Annotated in this window: 23 protein-coding genes; 4 read left to right on the top strand and 19 right to left on the bottom strand. The window is 39.4% G+C overall.

Annotated elements, in window-relative coordinates:
- The first annotated feature begins 221 nt into the window (after positions 1-221).
- Positions 222-377 (top strand): hypothetical protein, encoded by a 156-nt coding sequence (locus AC0N32_RS14935; protein ID WP_476394655.1) that lies wholly within the window; start codon positions 222-224, stop codon positions 375-377.
- Here AC0N32_RS14935 and AC0N32_RS14930 read toward each other — a convergent pair.
- From AC0N32_RS14930 to AC0N32_RS14855, 16 genes are all read right to left on the bottom strand, one after another.
- Positions 374-1,024 carry a J domain-containing protein gene (locus AC0N32_RS14930; RefSeq protein ID WP_476394654.1) on the bottom strand — a complete coding sequence of 217 codons (651 nt, stop codon included), beginning with the start codon at positions 1,022-1,024 and terminating at the stop codon, positions 374-376. The two genes, AC0N32_RS14935 and AC0N32_RS14930, sit on opposite strands and share 4 nt — an antisense overlap.
- 315 nt (positions 1,025-1,339) lie before the next feature.
- Positions 1,340-1,609, bottom strand: a complete 270-nt coding sequence (locus tag AC0N32_RS14925; RefSeq protein WP_476394653.1) for a hypothetical protein — start codon at positions 1,607-1,609, stop codon at positions 1,340-1,342.
- Positions 1,610-1,692: 83 nt separating this feature from the next.
- Entirely contained in the window at positions 1,693-2,034 is a 342-nt protein-coding gene (locus AC0N32_RS14920; protein WP_476394652.1) for a hypothetical protein, read from the bottom strand.
- Between the two features lie 12 nt (positions 2,035-2,046).
- Positions 2,047-2,601 carry an RNA polymerase sigma factor gene (locus tag AC0N32_RS14915; protein ID WP_476394651.1) on the bottom strand — a complete coding sequence of 185 codons (555 nt, stop codon included), beginning with the start codon at positions 2,599-2,601 and terminating at the stop codon, positions 2,047-2,049.
- A 313-nt stretch (positions 2,602-2,914) separates the two neighbouring features.
- Positions 2,915-4,918, bottom strand: coding sequence for a S9 family peptidase (locus AC0N32_RS14910; protein WP_476394650.1), 2,004 nt, complete (start codon positions 4,916-4,918; stop codon positions 2,915-2,917).
- 111 nt (positions 4,919-5,029) lie between these two features.
- Complete coding sequence (locus tag AC0N32_RS14905) at positions 5,030-5,488, bottom strand: DoxX family protein (protein WP_476394649.1); 459 nt, start codon at positions 5,486-5,488, stop codon at positions 5,030-5,032.
- A 336-nt stretch (positions 5,489-5,824) separates the two neighbouring features.
- Positions 5,825-6,271, bottom strand: a complete 447-nt coding sequence (locus AC0N32_RS14900; RefSeq protein WP_476394648.1) for an SRPBCC family protein — start codon at positions 6,269-6,271, stop codon at positions 5,825-5,827.
- A gap of 11 nt (positions 6,272-6,282) precedes the next feature.
- Positions 6,283-6,711: an SRPBCC family protein gene (locus tag AC0N32_RS14895; RefSeq protein WP_476394647.1), complete on the bottom strand. Its 429-nt coding sequence runs from the start codon at positions 6,709-6,711 to the stop codon at positions 6,283-6,285.
- Between the two features lie 38 nt (positions 6,712-6,749).
- Positions 6,750-7,583: an SDR family oxidoreductase gene (locus AC0N32_RS14890; protein WP_476394646.1), complete on the bottom strand. Its 834-nt coding sequence runs from the start codon at positions 7,581-7,583 to the stop codon at positions 6,750-6,752.
- Positions 7,584-7,686: 103 nt separating this feature from the next.
- Complete coding sequence (locus AC0N32_RS14885) at positions 7,687-8,553, bottom strand: VOC family protein (RefSeq protein WP_476394645.1); 867 nt, start codon at positions 8,551-8,553, stop codon at positions 7,687-7,689.
- A 207-nt stretch (positions 8,554-8,760) separates the two neighbouring features.
- The gene (locus tag AC0N32_RS14880) at positions 8,761-9,006 is read right to left on the bottom strand and encodes a helix-hairpin-helix domain-containing protein (RefSeq protein ID WP_476394644.1); all 246 of its coding nucleotides are present in this window, start codon (positions 9,004-9,006) and stop codon (positions 8,761-8,763) included.
- Between the two features lie 32 nt (positions 9,007-9,038).
- A complete protein-coding gene (locus AC0N32_RS14875) occupies positions 9,039-9,452 on the bottom strand; it encodes an SRPBCC family protein (RefSeq protein ID WP_476394643.1) in 414 nt (137 codons plus the stop codon).
- Between the two features lie 64 nt (positions 9,453-9,516).
- Positions 9,517-9,948, bottom strand: a complete 432-nt coding sequence (locus AC0N32_RS14870) for a VOC family protein (RefSeq protein ID WP_476394642.1) — start codon at positions 9,946-9,948, stop codon at positions 9,517-9,519.
- Between the two features lie 245 nt (positions 9,949-10,193).
- Entirely contained in the window at positions 10,194-10,718 is a 525-nt protein-coding gene (locus AC0N32_RS14865; RefSeq protein ID WP_476394641.1) for a DinB family protein, read from the bottom strand.
- Positions 10,719-10,746: 28 nt separating this feature from the next.
- On the bottom strand, positions 10,747-11,151 hold the full coding sequence (locus AC0N32_RS14860; protein ID WP_476394640.1) for a VOC family protein: 405 nt from the start codon (positions 11,149-11,151) through the stop codon (positions 10,747-10,749).
- A 76-nt stretch (positions 11,152-11,227) separates the two neighbouring features.
- Complete coding sequence (locus AC0N32_RS14855) at positions 11,228-11,818, bottom strand: Crp/Fnr family transcriptional regulator (protein ID WP_476394639.1); 591 nt, start codon at positions 11,816-11,818, stop codon at positions 11,228-11,230.
- 139 nt (positions 11,819-11,957) lie between these two features.
- Here AC0N32_RS14855 and AC0N32_RS14850 point away from each other — a divergent pair, with 139 nt between their 5' ends.
- From AC0N32_RS14850 to AC0N32_RS14840, 3 genes are all read left to right on the top strand, one after another.
- A complete protein-coding gene (locus AC0N32_RS14850) occupies positions 11,958-12,872 on the top strand; it encodes a helix-turn-helix domain-containing protein (RefSeq protein WP_476394638.1) in 915 nt (304 codons plus the stop codon).
- A gap of 63 nt (positions 12,873-12,935) precedes the next feature.
- Positions 12,936-13,175, top strand: coding sequence for a hypothetical protein (locus tag AC0N32_RS14845; RefSeq protein ID WP_476394637.1), 240 nt, complete (start codon positions 12,936-12,938; stop codon positions 13,173-13,175).
- 3 nt (positions 13,176-13,178) lie between these two features.
- Positions 13,179-13,433 carry a type II toxin-antitoxin system RelE/ParE family toxin gene (locus AC0N32_RS14840; RefSeq protein ID WP_476394636.1) on the top strand — a complete coding sequence of 85 codons (255 nt, stop codon included), beginning with the start codon at positions 13,179-13,181 and terminating at the stop codon, positions 13,431-13,433.
- A 98-nt stretch (positions 13,434-13,531) separates the two neighbouring features.
- Here AC0N32_RS14840 and gldG read toward each other — a convergent pair whose 3' ends face one another.
- The 3 genes from gldG to AC0N32_RS14825 all read right to left on the bottom strand — a co-directional run bounded on the left by gldG (position 13,532) and on the right by AC0N32_RS14825 (position 16,564).
- A complete protein-coding gene (gldG, locus tag AC0N32_RS14835) occupies positions 13,532-15,202 on the bottom strand; it encodes a gliding motility-associated ABC transporter substrate-binding protein GldG (protein WP_476394635.1) in 1,671 nt (556 codons plus the stop codon).
- A gap of 4 nt (positions 15,203-15,206) precedes the next feature.
- The gene (locus AC0N32_RS14830) at positions 15,207-15,935 is read right to left on the bottom strand and encodes an ABC transporter permease (RefSeq protein ID WP_476394634.1); all 729 of its coding nucleotides are present in this window, start codon (positions 15,933-15,935) and stop codon (positions 15,207-15,209) included.
- 80 nt (positions 15,936-16,015) lie between these two features.
- A complete protein-coding gene (locus tag AC0N32_RS14825) occupies positions 16,016-16,564 on the bottom strand; it encodes a CopD family protein (RefSeq protein ID WP_476394633.1) in 549 nt (182 codons plus the stop codon).
- Between the last annotated feature and the right edge of the window lie 74 nt (positions 16,565-16,638).

Here is a 16,638-nt window from a genome sequence, read left to right as displayed (position 1 = left end):
AAAGAAATTTTACGATAAATTTTTATAATGTGTTATTTTTAAAAATTTCCTAAAAATCGTTCTGAATGAGTTTAATTTTAATCTATTTTTAAAATTTTTCAATCATCACCAGATCTTCGTTTTCAAATGTTTGATATGCTATTCTAACGACATCATATTCAGCCACTAAAATTTATGAATTTTTATTATCTGTATTTATTCTAAATTAATATATTTGCATCATGAATATGATTATCCCTTTTAAAGTTCCGCCTTTGGCACCTGCATTTCCCATGAATAAAGAGGAAATGTATTGCGGTGATAAAAAATCCTGCTGCAAAAAGTTTAAAAAAGGAAAAAGATGTAAAAAGTGTCCGGGAAATAAAAAGCTGGCTTAATTGACAAAGCTACTTACCAGAAAATAAATTGCTAAAACAAGCAATACAACAGCCACAATAATTTTCATTATTTTCGGCTGTCCGTGCGGGTTTGCAACGGTTCTCGGTTGTGATTTGAATAATTCTTCCGCTTTATCTTTAAATTTTTCCGTATTCGATTCGAATACTTCGGTGATGGTAATTCCCTGAACGGCCGTTTTGTGCAACAGCGAATTCGTAGCATGCAGCAAAACCTGAAATTTCCCGTCCTTGAATTCCGTGATCTTAAAAATTCGCTCTCCGTAAGGTTTTTCTAACCCGAACGGCAAGACTTTCACCACATCTGCATTCTGCGTCTGCCAAGTGATGATGATCTCTTCCCCTTTTTTCGCATGGATTTTATTGGCCGTAAAAGTTTTAATGGAAGGCGGAATATTATATCTGAAGCTCTTTTGGTGACTTTCTAAATTCTGATCGTAAGAATACCTCCTGCTTTTATCGCTCAATGTTTCATACGCTTCCTGAATCTCCCGGAAACGGTCGGCAAAGAAATCGTCATTCTGATTTTTGTCCGGATGATATTTTAAAGATAATTTCCGATATGCTTTTTTGATGTCTTCTTCTGAAGCATCGTGAGAAATCCCGAGAAAATAGTAGTAATCTTTCATTGAACCTTACAAAAATAGGGAATTTATGTTGGTGGACAAAGGGTATAAAATTCTTTTTTAACGCAAAGTCCGCAAAGATTTTTTTGAAATGTCTGAGAATATTTTTCGTTCGCAAAGGCATTGAATTCAGCAAATGATAGCTGCGTATAATTTACTAGTATATTATAGTATAGGCGTATGGAAATTCTACAGAACGACAGAGAGTGTTAATCCGGTGGCGGAGCGGAGCCGAAGCTATGACATAAAAAAGGTTGGATTCAGAAAACCTGGCTTCCTGAATCCAACCGAACAATCTCAATTTAGTTACTTCTTCTATTATGCTTCCGCGATATTTTCTTTTTCAAACTTTCGGTGCCCGCATCTGGATGCAAACTCCTTTTTGAATTTCCCTTTCAGTTCCTGGTACTGCTCTTCATCCATTTCCCTGATCTTATCGGCCAGTCCGAAAGGTGATTTTTCTTTGATTCCGTATTCTTCGAAAATACCTTTTACGAATCTTTTTCTTTCGATTGCTTTTTTAGCGACAAAGGCTATTCCGGCTACGGCAAGTGCTCCAAGAGCACCTTTTAATACTGAGTTTTTCATTTTTTCAAAATTTTAAATTTTACTACTTTTTTATATTGACGAATAACTTTTTGATTTTACTTTACTACTTCTAAAAATTTCTGTTATTCGTTTGTTCTTTTATTTCTGTTGAAAAAGCTGTTTTCGCATCTGCTTTTCCAGACTTCTTTAAATTTTTTCCTTTCTTCGGGAGAAAGGTGCATCATTTTTTCTCTCATTTTTCTTTCTTTGAAATCTCTCATTCCTTTACCAAAATGAAAGCCTCCGAAGAGAATTTTACACAGGATCAGGATTCCCATGGCCTGCCAGTACGTGATGGATTTTACCCCTAAGATCTCCGGCAAAAGCCAATTCCAGAGGGCCATCACAATCCACGTGATTCCTAAAATGATCAATGGCGGACAGAGTATTAAAAAAATCCAGCCTTTTTTATGTTTATGATTCATATTCTTTTATTTCTAACTGTTTAAATCGTCGTATAATTTTCTCAATCTGTTTCTTAAATGTTTTACCGCATAATTTTTACGGCTGATGATGGTTTTGATATTTTCACCATGTTCATCGGCAATTTCCTGGAGGGTCTTGTCATTGAGTTCGTTTTCAACATATACAAGTCTTTGTTTTTCCGGCAGTTCTTCCAGTGCTTCAAACAGCTTTTTCCAGATTTCATCCTGAAACATTTTTACTTCAGGGCCTGCACTTTCATCCATCAGCAGGATATCTTTTATCGAAAAATCTCCGTCTTCATCTTCGTATACGAAATCTTCGAGGTTTTCGGTTTTCTTTTTACGGTATTTGTCGGTAATCTTATTGGCCGTCACCCTGTACAGCCAACCGCCTACATTCACAATCTCACCGAGATTCGTAAGGCTGCTGAACTGATACCACACTTCCTGCAGGATATCTTCCGCATCTTCCGTATTTTTCACTTTGGGGCGAATGTACGACATCAGCTTTCCTCCGTACTTTGAAACGGTTTGTGAGATGATATTTTCCTTCTCCTTCTGTGGCATTGTTATTTTTTCGACAATCTCCATATTGCTATGACGATTGAAATTTTTGTTTTACTTTAATAAATTTAAAATATTTTTCGGGAAATCAGGATTTTCTTTTATTAATCATGTTTTTCAGAAGCTGTTTCCCGCTTTTCGTTGCAATCTTTTTTCCTCACCTTAAATCCCTCTCCCGGGGAGACGGACTTTCAACCGCAAAAAAAAGGATTTTCACTGCAATCGGGGCTAAGATGAATCAGCAATAAGAAATTTTAGACAAAAAAACGGAAAGCCAGACTGACTTTCCGTTGGATAATTATAAAAATTAATTGGATTACCTATTGAAATTCTGAGCAAAGAATCCAAGCATGGTTTTATAAAACTCTATCCGGTTCGGTTCTTTACCAAATCCGTGGCCTTCATCATATTTTACCATGTAAGGAACCTCAAAACCTTTAGCTCTCAGTGCTTTTACGATCTGGTCAGATTCGTTGATGTTCACCCTTGGATCGTTCGCTCCCTGAACCACAAACAAAGGTTTTTTGATCTTATCGATCTGGAAAACAGGCGATACTTCTTTGGCAATTTTGGCCTCTTCAGGATTGTCCAGGTCGTACCAGATCTGCTTTACCATTTCTTTGTACGGTTTCCAGTATTCCGGGAAGGAATCGAAAAAGGTGAAGATATTGGATACTCCAACATAATCGACCCCACAGGAATAAAGATCCGGCGTTTTAATCAGCCCCATCAAAGTGGCGTAACCTCCGTGGCTTCCACCATAGATAGCTACTTTATCTTTGTCAATCCAGCCTTGTTCAATAGCGTATTTTACGCCATCTTCCACATCATCCATTGCTTTTCTTCCGATTTGCTTGTACCCGGATTTCTGGAATTCCTTGCCATAGCCTCCGGAAATCCTGAAATTTACCTGTAATGTGGCATATCCTCTGCTTGCAAACAGCTGCGATTCCGGGTTGAAGCCCCAATCATCACGGATTCCCTGCGGACCGCCGTGAGGATTTACGATTAAAGGAACTTTTTTACCCTGCAATGCTTCTTTTGGTAAGGTGATATATCCATGGATGGTCAGCCCGTCCCTGCTCTTAAATTCGATAGGGCGCATTTCCGCCATATCTTCTTCTTTCAGCTGTGGCATCAGATCAAACAGAAGCTTTGTGGTTTTGGTTTTGGTGTCGTATTCGTAATATTTACCATACAGTTTATCACTGTCTACCACGACCAGCAGCTTATCTTCTTTATCATCCGAGGAAACAACATAGAATTGTTTGTCGCCGAATTCTGAAGCCAGTTTGTCATAGACTTCTTTATAGAATTTGCTTACCGGGATCGTTTCATTTTTAATGCCGTTGTAGCTGATATAATCCAGTTCGTAATTCCTGTTTTTTTCCGCAAGGCTGATTGAATTGACATCAAACGTCGGATTGGAATATATTTCCTTAATGACTGCATCTTTTTTCAGGTCGTACAGAACAACTCGTGATTTATCTCCATCAAGATTGGTCACGACATAGGCTTCATCCTTATTTTTCGAATTTTCATTAAAGCTGATGATGTAAAAGCTGTCTTTCCAGTCTGTCGATTTCAGGAGATTGAACTTTCCGGTCTGCAGATCTTTATAGTAAAGCTTGGAAGTTAACCCGTTTTCAAGCACAACGTATCCTCGGAGATTTCCGTCTTTATCGAAGATATAATCATCGATCGGGCTGTTGACGTCTTTGTTCTCATACAGCTGAGTAATCTCCCCGGTGTTGAAATTTATTTTATAGGGTTCAAAGATCTGCTTGTTGTTTTTATTCATCGTCACCACAACAAAGGGTGTATCTTTGATAATGTTTACCATTCCCAGGGTAATTCCTTCAAAAGGGGTAAGATCTTTCAGGTTTTTACCGTCAATATCCGCTGCGTACAAATGTGTATTTTCATTGCCTCCGCGATCCTGAGTATAATACAGCCTTTTTTTATCCAGCCATCCGTAGCTTCGGATCAGGTCATCTTTTTCTTCCAGCGCTTTGGTAATGACTCCGGTTTTGAGGTTTTTTACATACACGTGGTTTTTACTGTCCTTATCCTTTTCTTTATAGGAAAGATACTGGCCATCCGGAGAAATTTTAAACTGGGAGGCTTTGGGCCTTGCAAAGTAATCCTCCACTTTATACTTGAAGTTTCCTTTGTCATAAGAAATCAGCTGATCGAATGTTGCTTTTGTAGAAACCAGGGTAGGATCTCCCGGCAGCTTGGTGGTATTGGTCTGTGCATTCATCATTACGGCGGATATTACAATTTGTGTTATCCCGAAAATTTTAGCATTGATATTCATATTTCATGGTTTGGATTAAATGTCTTTTTAATAAGACGCCCCGAACCTAAGAATTGTTACATTCAGCTGGAAAAAATATCATGCTGCTCAAAAAGAAGCTGAAAATTTATACTAATTCAGATATATCCCAAAATACCATGTCCAGGCGATTAAGATAATCTGCATCGGAATCCTTTGTTTATAAAGATAATCCATTCCGGGACCTGTAAAATCAGCTTTAAAAATGTTGATCTTTTTCTTCGCTGAATTGATGTTGGCAATGAAAACCAAAACATAGAAAATAATTAATAAAACAGCGGTCAGTTCACGGATCGAAGGGATCATAAGGCCAATTCCGGCGGCAATTTCGATGAATCCGGTAGCGTAGACCCAAAACATTTTTGCAGGAATAAAATCAGGAATCATCATCGCCATTCCTTTTTGAAATTTAAAATGTGAAAAGCCTACAAATATGATGAAAACAGCCATTCCGAGATTTCCGGAAAACAGAAAATTCCAGTCACCCTGAATAATTTTCGTTCCTAATAAGGCTAGAACAAATGTTGCAAAGAGAATTGTTAATAATTTCATATTTACTTTTATTAAGGACGTAAATTACGCAAATTGCGGGAGTGTTTTCACAAACGATAGCACATACTATATTTGTCTCATAGCTTTTCCCAGATTCTCATATGTTTACTTTTAAACCACGGATTAGCACAGATTTTCACAGATCAATATGCAAAAATAAATCTGCTCAATCCGCTCAATCTGCGAGAGTAAAAAACTCCCGCTGATTGTGCTGATTACGCAGATTGAGAGCGAAATGAATCTGCTCAGTCCGCTAAATCTGCGAGTGTAAAAAAAACTCCCGCTGATTGTGCTGATTATGCAGATTATGATTAAAATATGATCTGTAGTTAATTCTTACGCTTTGCTTTCAGCAAGATTTTTTACCACTTCTAATCCCTGGGTAAAGCCTGTGTTGATGTGATCCTGCCAGTCTTTTTCGGTCTGCACCTCAACATGCAGTTTGGTTTTTCCGTCGTAATCTATCAAGATATACTTTTCAAAACATCCGCTCCACTGCTTTACGGGCATGCTTTCGGTATCTTCATTTCCTTCTTTGTCGACCATCCCCAGATGTTTGAAGATCATCTGTTCCGGCTCCTGCATGCTGTCGATCGTTGACACCATGCCTTCTCCCTCTGCATTCAGAAAGTAGGTTTTTCCTCCCACTTTCCAGTCTGATTTCATGACGGAACCCAGACTGAAAAACCGGGTCCATTCACTGTAGGTATTTTCGTTCCACAAAACGTCCCAAACTTTTTGCCTGGGTGCATCAATGATGATTTCGTAAGATAAAGTTTCCATTTTTAAATTGATTAAAGTTGGTTCTCGGAAAGATGCTTTACATTCAGCAGGGCTTCCGGAAATTTCTCTTCAAAGAATGAACGGTATTCTTCCGAAGTATTAATTTCAACATGCAAATGCGTGATATTTTCATTCTCGGTAAGAACATACTTTTCAGTGGCATCTCCCCAGTCACGAGGAGCTTCGACCCCTTCGTAGATCTCGCCCAGATGCCGTAATGTAATCTCTTCGTTGGGAACCATGCTTACAATTTCACTGTACATTCCGTTGTTCTTGGGATCAAGGAACTTTATAATATTTCCCTCTTCTAATGTTCCCTGATAAAAAGATCCTTCCGTAAAGGCTGAAGTCCACTGTCTAAACGAAAAGTCATCCCAAAGTACGCTCCAAACCTTTATTGCTTCTGCATTGATCTCGATATCAAAATTCAATTTTTCCATAATTTTATTTAAAACTAGCTGTTAATGTGTGTAAAATACTATCCGCCGACAAAGTCTCCTCCGTTGATATGAATGATCTCACCGGTAATAAAACTGGAATCCTGTGATGCTAAAAAAACATACGCGGGAGCTACTTCAGAAGGCTGTCCTGCTCTTTTCATCGGATTGTCTTTCCCGAAATCCGAAACATCGTCAAAAGTTTCTTTTACCAGCGGCGTCCAGATCGGGCCGGGTGCTACGCCATTGACCAGGATATTCTTTTCGGCCATATTGGTAGCCAGAGAACGGATAAATGTGGCGATTGCCCCTTTTGTAGAAGAATAATCGATGAGATGATCACTGCCGCGATAAGCAGTGACCGAGGTGGTACAAATGATCCTGGAACCGCTGTCCATCAGGTCCAGGCAATCCCTTGTGAAAGAGATCATCGAGATAATGTTCGTATTGAAGGTCTCATAGATCTGGTCATCGGAAATATTTTCTATCTCGTCTTTTGGAAACTGAATTCCCGCATTGTTAACGAGAATATCCAGGGATTTCCATTCTTTTTTAATTTGTTTAAGACATTCTTTGCGGAATTCTTTTTTCGAGATATCTCCTTTTAATAAGAAACATTTCGCCCCTTCCTTTTCGACCAGTTTGCGGGTTTCGAGAGCATCGTCATCACTTTCTTTATATATAATGGCGACCTCGGCGCCTTCACGGGCATAATGTACGGCAACAGCTTGGCCGATACCACTGTCTCCTCCGGAGATCAGGGCTTTTTTACCGGACAGCTTTTCGCTGCCTTTATAATTTTCGCGGATAATTTCAGGATAGAGCCCTTCTTTAGGGACTTTCGACTTAGAATCTGACTTGTTCTGTGTTTTCATAAGCAAATCTTTTTCTCTAACTATCATCAAACAGCAAGCCGAAGCTTAAAAATTATGGTATCCGCTAAAAGGGACGGACGACATTTAAAAAAGTTTAACATTTTTAAGAATGATAAGCTTTTTCCAGATCTTCTATGATAATTTTCTGCATCCTCATCATGGCCTGAACGACTTTCTGCGCTTTTACCGGATCAGGATCGCCCATAAGCTCTATTAATTTTTTAGGAACAATCTGCCAGCTGAATCCGAAGCGGTCTTTCAGCCAGCCGCACATGCTTTCCCGGCCTCCGTCAGCCGTTAAAACATTCCAGTAATGGTCGGTCTGTTCCTGGTCTTCCGTCATGACGACCATGGATATGGCCTCATTGAAATCAAATTGATGATTATATGAGCTATCCATGCAGAAAAAGCTGTAACCATCTATGACAAAATGGGCATGCTGAATATTTCCGGGATCTTCGGTGGCAGGATGTTCTTCGCTTCCGTCTCCGTATTTGAGGATATTCCCGATCGTGGAGTTCGGGAAAGTACGGGTGTACAACTCCATTGCCTGCATGGCTTTGCCGTTGTTGCCATGCATAAACATGAGGGTCGGAATGATTTTCTGATCTGTTGTTTTTTCGCCCAGGAAGATTTGCCAGGTAACGTCGTATTTATCTTTAAGCCATCCGTATTTTTTGCTCCAGGAATAAGAATCCAAAGGCATTAAAGCCATGCCGCCATCCATCAGCTGATTCCAGTATGTCATGACTTCCTCTTCCGTTTCACAGATGACCATGAAAGATACCGAAGCATTTTTTTTGAATTGCGGCCCGCCATTGAGGAGCATCAGCTTCTGTCCGAATAGTTCTATATTCATCACGACAGGAGTATCTGCCGTAATCTTTCCGTTAAATATTTTACAGTAGAATTCTGCAGATTCTTTGGCACCTTCATCGTACCAAAGGCAGGGAAAAATATTGTTGTTCATTGTTTTTAATTTAAGGTTGATCATAATTAATTCTGAGTATTAGCTTACGTGTGTGCATTTCTTTTTTAACGCAAAGGCGCAAGGTTTTTTTTAATCAATCCTATTTATTTCCGAGCGCAAAGGTACTTCGGCAGGCTCAGCATAAACTAATCATTCAGCAAATGATAGAGGCTTTGATATTGAATTACGTTTTTGGATAACAGCAAGCTAACTTTCAATATTTTTAAAATATATATCGTTTTCCATCATGTGCAATTTAAGCTTCTGTAACGCGCTTTTATTAAAACCACACATCTGCCTGATTTCCTCCTCAGAATAACCCGAGAGTTTTTCCAGGGAATCAATTTTTTCTTTTTCAAGAGCTCTTCTGGCCGGCGCAGGAATAATGCCCTGCAGGAAATTCCCATGTACAGCATGACTGACAGCACACATTGAATGGAGACACTTTGCCATTATCACCAGATTGATCATGACGGAAAATTGTATTAATGGTTCTCAACGTACTTATGGAAGTTATTAAGAATAGCATACCAGCCATCTCTTTGCATTTCAACAGGATTTTGCTTTTCAGGATCGAAAATCTCCGTCACTTTCGTAGTGTTTTCATCCACCTTTTCAAAGATCACCTGTACTTTTCTGTGGTCTTCGGTATGATAGGTGATGCTTTTTTGGGGAACGATCTCGTCATAAATTCCGACAAAATCGAATCCGAAGCTTCCGTCTTTAGCCTGCATTCTGGTTTTAAATCTTCCTCCCGTCCTTAAATCTACTTCGGCAGAGGGACATTCCCAGGTTTCATCTGCAAAATTCCATTGGGTAATATGTTCGGGGGCATTGAAATAATCCCAAGCCTTCTGAACGGGTGCTAAAATCGTAATATCGATACTGATCGGTTCCATATAATTTTATATTTGGTGTTATAAAGGACAGCATCCTGCCATCCTTTATTATTTTAAAGATAAACTATTTTGTGTATTCCTCGTTATAATTTACCATCCAATAAATACCATATTTATCCTGAAAGCTTCCGAAATAATCTCCCCAGAACTGGTCTTCGATAGGCATTTCTATATTTCCGCCTTCAGAAAGCCCCTTGAAAAGCCGGTCTGCCTCTTCCCTCGATTCCGGGAAAATCGATACGTAATTGCTGTTTCCGACGTTCAGGGTCTGTCCGAAGCTGGGAACGATGTCGGATGCCATCAGGAGGTCATTTCCAATAGGGAGTGCGATGTGCATCACCCTGTTTTTTTCATCGTCCGACAAGTTTTCCGTTCCGGGAGCATTTCCCATTCTGTAAATTACGCCGAGGAATTCACCCCCGAAAACAGATTTGTAAAAGTTGAAAGCTTCCTCAGCTTTACCGTCAAAGTTCAGATAAGAATTTAATTTAGCCATGATTCTTTATTTTTAATTGGTTTCTTTTTATATATAGGGGTTGTCAACGTCCCCTCTATCGTACTGTCCCTGCACCCACACTCGCACTGTCCGCACATCCACACTCGTACTGTCCGGACACCCACACTCGGGCGAAGGACACCCTATCCCCCGGACGAAGGAAACCCTGTCACCCGGTCGGAGGACAAACTGTCCCTGGCAGCAAGGACAAAACATCTGATCCCGAGGTCTTTTCTAATAGTTTTTTAATATTTAAGATCTTTATCAAAGTCATATTTCATTCCTTCGTAGCCGAGTATCCTGCGCATTAATCCGATTTGCCCGCACAGGTAATCTTCGCGGCCGATACACATTCCGACAAAATTCAGAACGGTCTCCGGGAAAAAGTCGATGTTCATTCCCATCGGAAAATCCTGGTCCAGATCTTCATCGGATACTTCCAGCAATTTCTGATAAACCGGTGGCGAAATTTTGTGGAAAGCCTCTTTCAGCTGTTGTAAAGAAGGATATTTAAAACTTTCATCCAAAGCTTTTCCCTGAAAGAAAAAATCTTTGAACTCAAATTCTTCACTGAGGCCCAGAATGTTTCCTAATGCATACCGCATATCGAGAAAGTTCCCAGCCATCCAGATGATGTGGTTGGTTCTGCTTTCAATTCTTTTTAAGGCATCTTCCTCTGAAATGCCATCGAGCACCATCAGAAAATTCTGGCTGTGGCCACGAAATGCAGGGATAATGATATCCAGCTTATGCGATAACGGTTTGTCCATAACTTTAGGATTTTAGGTTGAATGTAAATCAGGAAGGCATCTGGGAAGGATCGGAAAAGATGATATTCCAGCCGTGGCCGTTGATATCCCAGAACGAGTTCTGATACATCCATCCGTGATCCTGCGGTTCTTCGTGTTGGGTAGCTCCGTTTGCTACGGCGGCATTCACCATACGGTCGACTTCTTCACGACTGCCGAGTCCTAACGCAACCAGGACCTGCGTGGTATCGCCTTTGGGTACCGGTCTTTCAGAGAAGGTTTCGAAAAAATCTTCGGTAAGGAACATTACGGAGATGGTATCGCTCATCAGGACACAAACCGCTCTTTCGTCGGAAATCTGTTCATTGATAGCAAATCCCAGGTTCGTCCAGAATTCTTTTGTTTTCGGAATATCTTTTACCGGAAGGTTGACATAAATCTGGTTGACTTTCATATTGTAATTTTTAAGATTAAGCTTTAACCCAAAATTACCCAGTTGCTATGAAAGTCAACTTGCCATAAGACAAGATTTACAGTTTTGGGGGATGCGACACGAGTTCCTTACGAATACGGCTTAGTGAAGTGTCGGTAACGCCCAGATACGAAGCGATCTGCTTGAGGGGTGCAAACTGTATAACGTAAGGTTTTTGTTCTAAAAGGTTGAGATACCGTTTGGTCGCAGACAGGGTGAACATTTCCACGGAGCGCTGTTTTCCAATGAAAAGCTGCTGGGACATCCATGCCCTTCCCCATTCCCTGAGGTTCGGGATTTTATGGAAAAGCTCCTGAAAGGTATCGAAATCCATTTTCCAGCACTCGCAGTCGGTAATGCAGACTATATTTTCCTGTGTGGGAATTCGCTGAAACAGGGAAGAGACTTCAATAACAATCTCACTGTCTACGAAAAAATTGATGGTAACCTCATTTCCGTTAAAATCATTAACGAATGACCGGGCCAGGCCTTTTTCCATGATATAATACTCATTGGCGGTCTTTCCTTCTTTCAGGATAAAATCTCCTTTATGGAAAGTCACTTTTTCGTGTGCATTGTAGATCTCTTCCAGTTCTTCAGGCAGGAAAAACGGAAATTCGTAACAGGTTTCCAGGGCTTTACTGATCATCAGGCAATGTTTTTTATGATTTCTAAAAATAGAACTTTTATTGGAACCCATCTATAAAAATACAACCAAAATGACAGAAGGCGCTGATTTTTCAAGTCTTATCCGATTTACATTTCAAAATAATTGATAATTTAGCGGTATGAAACAGACCTTCAGATTTAATTCACTTTCAGAATTTCATGCGTTCTGTAATATCCCGAACCCGGAACACCCGCTGATCAGTCTTATCGATTACAGCAAGGTAAAATACCCGGTCAATGATACGGAGCTTAAATGGATCCAGAATTTCTATTCGGTCGGACTGAAAAGAAATGTGAATGCCAAATTCAATTACGGGCAGCAGGAATATGATTTTGATTCCGGCGTTTTATGCTTTGTTTCGCCGCTTCAGTTTCTGAGCCTTGAAATGAAACCTGATGTGGAAGTGGAACCGACGGGATATCTGCTGCTGATTCATCCTGATTTCCTTTGGGGAACTTCGCTGATCAAGAAAATCAAGTCGTACGAATTTTTCAGCTACCAGATCAATGAAGCCCTTTTCCTGTCGGACAAGGAAGAGCAGATTATCGTCGATCTTTTTAAAAACATTGAAAAGGAATACCGGAACAATACAGATAAATTTACCCAGGAACTGATTGTTGCCCAGCTCGAACTGTTCATGATCTATGCCGAACGTTTTTATGAACGCCAGTTTTTTACCCGCAAAAAATCAAGCCACGAATTGCTGGAGAAGTTTGAAGAAGTCCTTTCCCAATATTTCACCAGTGGAAAGCTTCTTGAGAACGGAATTCCCTCTGTAAAATCCATCGCCGAAGAATTGAATATTTCAGCGAATTACCTGAGCACTTTATTGCGCATCCATACCCAACAAAATACGCAGCAACATATCCAGAACAAGCTGATCGATCACGCTAAAGAACGTCTGAGCACAACCCGTTTATCCGTGAGTGAAATCGCTTATGAGCTGGGATTTGAACATCCACAATCGTTCAGTAAGCTGTTTAAGCAGAAGGTGAAACAGTCGCCCGGTGAGTTTAGGAGGGCGTTTAATTGATATGTAGCAACTTATTGAAAGCTTTAAAAATTAATTTGTACTTTTGATTTAAATATATCGGTCATGGATATTCAAACCAGAAAATTAAACTTAATCACCTATTTAGCTCAACTTCAGGATGAGAGCTTCTTTGAGAAAATCGAAGAATATATTTTATCTAAGGTGGAGAAGGAAGATCATTCTGAATTTGTCCCTTTTACTGTTGAGGAATTAATTAACCGTATCGAAAGATCCGAAGATGACTTCAAAAACGGAAGATTCAAAAGTCAGGAAGATTTAGAAAATTTTTCTGCTAATTGGTAATCCATGAAAATTATATGGACAGATTTTGCTATTGAAAATCTAAAGATTATTTTCGAGTACTATACTGATAAAGCGAATAAAAAAGTTGCACATAAAATCAGAAAACAGATTTTAAATTCAACAAGACAATTAGTTCAAAATCCTAAATCCGGTCAAATTGAATTATATCTTGAAAAACTAAATCAGCAACATCGTTATATTTTGAGTAAGAATTTTAAAATTATTTATAAAATTGAGACTAACTATATCATAAAATGACATCTTTGATACGAGACAGAATCCAATTAAAATGATCGATGATAAACGAAATATCAAATAAAAAAGAGAAGTTTTAGACTTCTCTTTTTCTATATCATTTATCCAAACTTTTTCTTTCTCAACCAGAAGAACAAAGCTCCTAAAAGTCCGATAATTACCAGTGGCAGCAGCAGATTAAACCATTGCCAGTTGTTTTTCTCTTCGGTAATTCTTTGTCGGTCAAGCAGCCTTTCTTCGATGTTTCGGTTTCTGAGATCCATGAGATTGCTGTCGTCCAGCAAATAGTCCAGGGCATTTCTCAGGAATTGTTCGTTCCCGAACTGTTCGTTAGTCAGGAGATCTACTCCCAAAGGAAGCGGTTCGCCTTTCAGTACTTTATTTCTTCCTACATCTCCGTCGGCGATGACGATCATTTTATTTTCGGGGCTTGAGCTTTTAAATCCAGGGTACGATTTCCTCTCGATTCTTGAAGCGTAAGCAGAATTGAACTTCCCTTCCAAAGACACGGCATAGATTTTCGGGGTGCTTGGTTTTTCCATTTGTCCAAGACTGTCGACACTTGAAATTTCTTTTAAATCGACATAGTTGGGAACCTGCTTCAGTAAAGTTCTTTCACTGGATTCAAAAAGAACGTTGGTTTTAATATTTTTCCTTCCACCTAATGTATCAATTGAAGTCGGGAACTCAAACTTCACCGGATTGATATTTTTCGTGATCGGATTGTTGTTTTCCGCGATCCCTAACGGGAAGTATGGCCATGGGAGGCTTGTGTACTGAGGATTTCCGCTTACTTCGCCGGTCACTAATCTCAGCAAGGCAAATTTCTTCACATCTTTTACCAATGCCGGATTGATCCTGATTCCATAATTGAAGAAAAAGTCTGTCATATTAATATCTACCGGGAAAGGCATTACTTTCTGTGACCTCATCAGTGTATCCATCTCAGCGTTGACAGCGTCAATCATCCACAAAGTTTTCCCGCCGTTCATGATGTATTGGTCAAGAATCACTTTTTCTCCGTCGGTAAAAGCTTTTCTTGGTTTGGCAATAACGAGGGCGCTCATCTGCTTCAACATCGGGACATCAGCCAAAGTAAGTTCGGTCTGGTTCTTAGGAATAATGGGACCGGCATCGTAACTTTCTGTTGCCAGTTGCATGAATCCCTGAAATTCTCTTGGATTCAATTCATCCTGATTAACGAGAATCCCAATTTTCTTTCTTTTATTGGCCGCAATATTCTTGATATTGGAAACGAGATTGTACTCTAAATTCTCAATCGATTTTGTCAGCTGCTGATCGGCATCAATTCCAGTTTGTTGTACCACCAATGGAATGGAAACCCCTCTTTTGTTGTACTTCACCACTGCATAAGGGAAAAGCATGATCTGCGAAACTTTACCGTCTTTGATATCGGGAAGAACAGAAGGCTGCATGCCCATCGCCATCAATGTGTCTTTAGACATTTTTGTTTTGATAGGGTCGATGAATTTAAAATCGATTTGCGGATTGATTTTTCTGAATTCTTCCAACATGAATTTCGTTTCGCTCTGAAGCTGCTTGAAGCTTGCGGGAAAATCTCCTTCCAGGTAAACATCCACCGTTAAAGGTTTATGAACCGATTCCAGAACTTTTATTGTATTTTCAGAAAGAGTGTATCTTTTTTCTTTGGTTAAATCCAGTCGGATTCCTGCAACAGCCAGGATAATCACCAAAGGCAATATGATGAAAAGTAAAATTCCTAACGGAGATTTAAAGGGTATCTTCTTCATAATTTTACTTCTTTTTATTTATGAAATGATTAGACAAAACCAATGTAATCCCTATAATCAATACGAAATAGGCAACATCTTTAAAATCGATAAGACCTCTTGTGAAGCCAAGGAAATGCTGATAAAACCCTACATTCTGCAAAATAAAATCTGCTCCGCCCAGCAATTTATAGCTAGCCAGCTGCTCAATCCCGAAATACATGATAAAGCACATAAAAACTCCCAGCAGGTAAGCCATGATCTGATTCTGCGAAAGTGAAGAAGCTAAAATTCCTACTCCGGAAAATGCCGCTATCAAAATAATCAGGCCGATATAGCTTCCGAAGGTCATCCCCAAATCAATATTTCCTTCCGGAACCCCTAAAACATAGACGGTGTAGAGATAAATTAAGGATGGAATCAAACATAAAATTCCAACGATCCATACTGAAAGAAACTTCCCGAACACCAAATCTGAAACTTTGAGCGGTTGGGAAAACAGCCAGTTTAAGGTTCCTGTCTGCTGCTCTTCCGAAAAAGTTTTCATGGAAAGCGCCGGAATTATAAACATCAACAGCCACGGTACCAAAACGAAATAACTCTGTAAAGAAGCCATTCCGATCTCAAAGATGTTGGAGTCGTTGTCGAAAAAAAACAGAAACAGCGTCGCGATGAGACTGAAAGCCGCAATGATCACCCACGCGCTCCAGTTTCCGAAGTAGCTCCAAAGTTCTTTTTTTAAAATTGCAATCATAGTTTTTTTAATTTGCAGTAAGCAATAGGCTATAAATAGCAGGTAAAAGCTGATCGCTTACTGCCTGTAGCCTAAAGCCTTTATTTTTTCTTTTTTTTATTAACCAGTTTCACCGTCATCATAATCAAGAATACCAGAACGAGAAATCCTGAGATTAATTGCCACCAATATTCAATAACCTGAGATTTCAGAATAACGGTGAACACTACCAGAAACAAAATAAAGGTTGCGATTTCATTCGCCTGCCTTAATTTGATATTGGCAGTTTGTAGTGTATTCCCGTTTAATTCTTTCAGCTTTAAAACTTTCTTCCAGCACCAGTAATGATAGATCGCCAAACCCATAAGGAACGTTAGTTTTAAATGAAACCAAGGGGTTTTCATCAATCCTAAATTCAGGAAAATCATGATGAATCCACAGACCGTCATAATCACACCAGCCGGAACCGTGATGATGTTCCAAAGCCTGCGTGCCATGAAAGTATATTGTTCCCTTAAGATTCTCTTCTTATCTTCCGCAAATTCATCCGTGTCTTTATAGTACACAAAAATCCGTACGAGATAAAAAATTCCCGCAAAATAACTCACCATGAAGATAATATGAAGTGCTTTTATAATGGTGTAAAGCATTTGAAAAATTTGTTTGCAAAGATAAGTTATTTCACAAAAAAAGAAGGTTTATTATAAAAAAATGACGGTAAAAT

This window comes from Chryseobacterium endophyticum, assembly GCF_056333165.1.
Note: the sequence above shows the minus strand (reverse complement) of the source record. Positions and strands in the feature narration are given on the sequence as shown.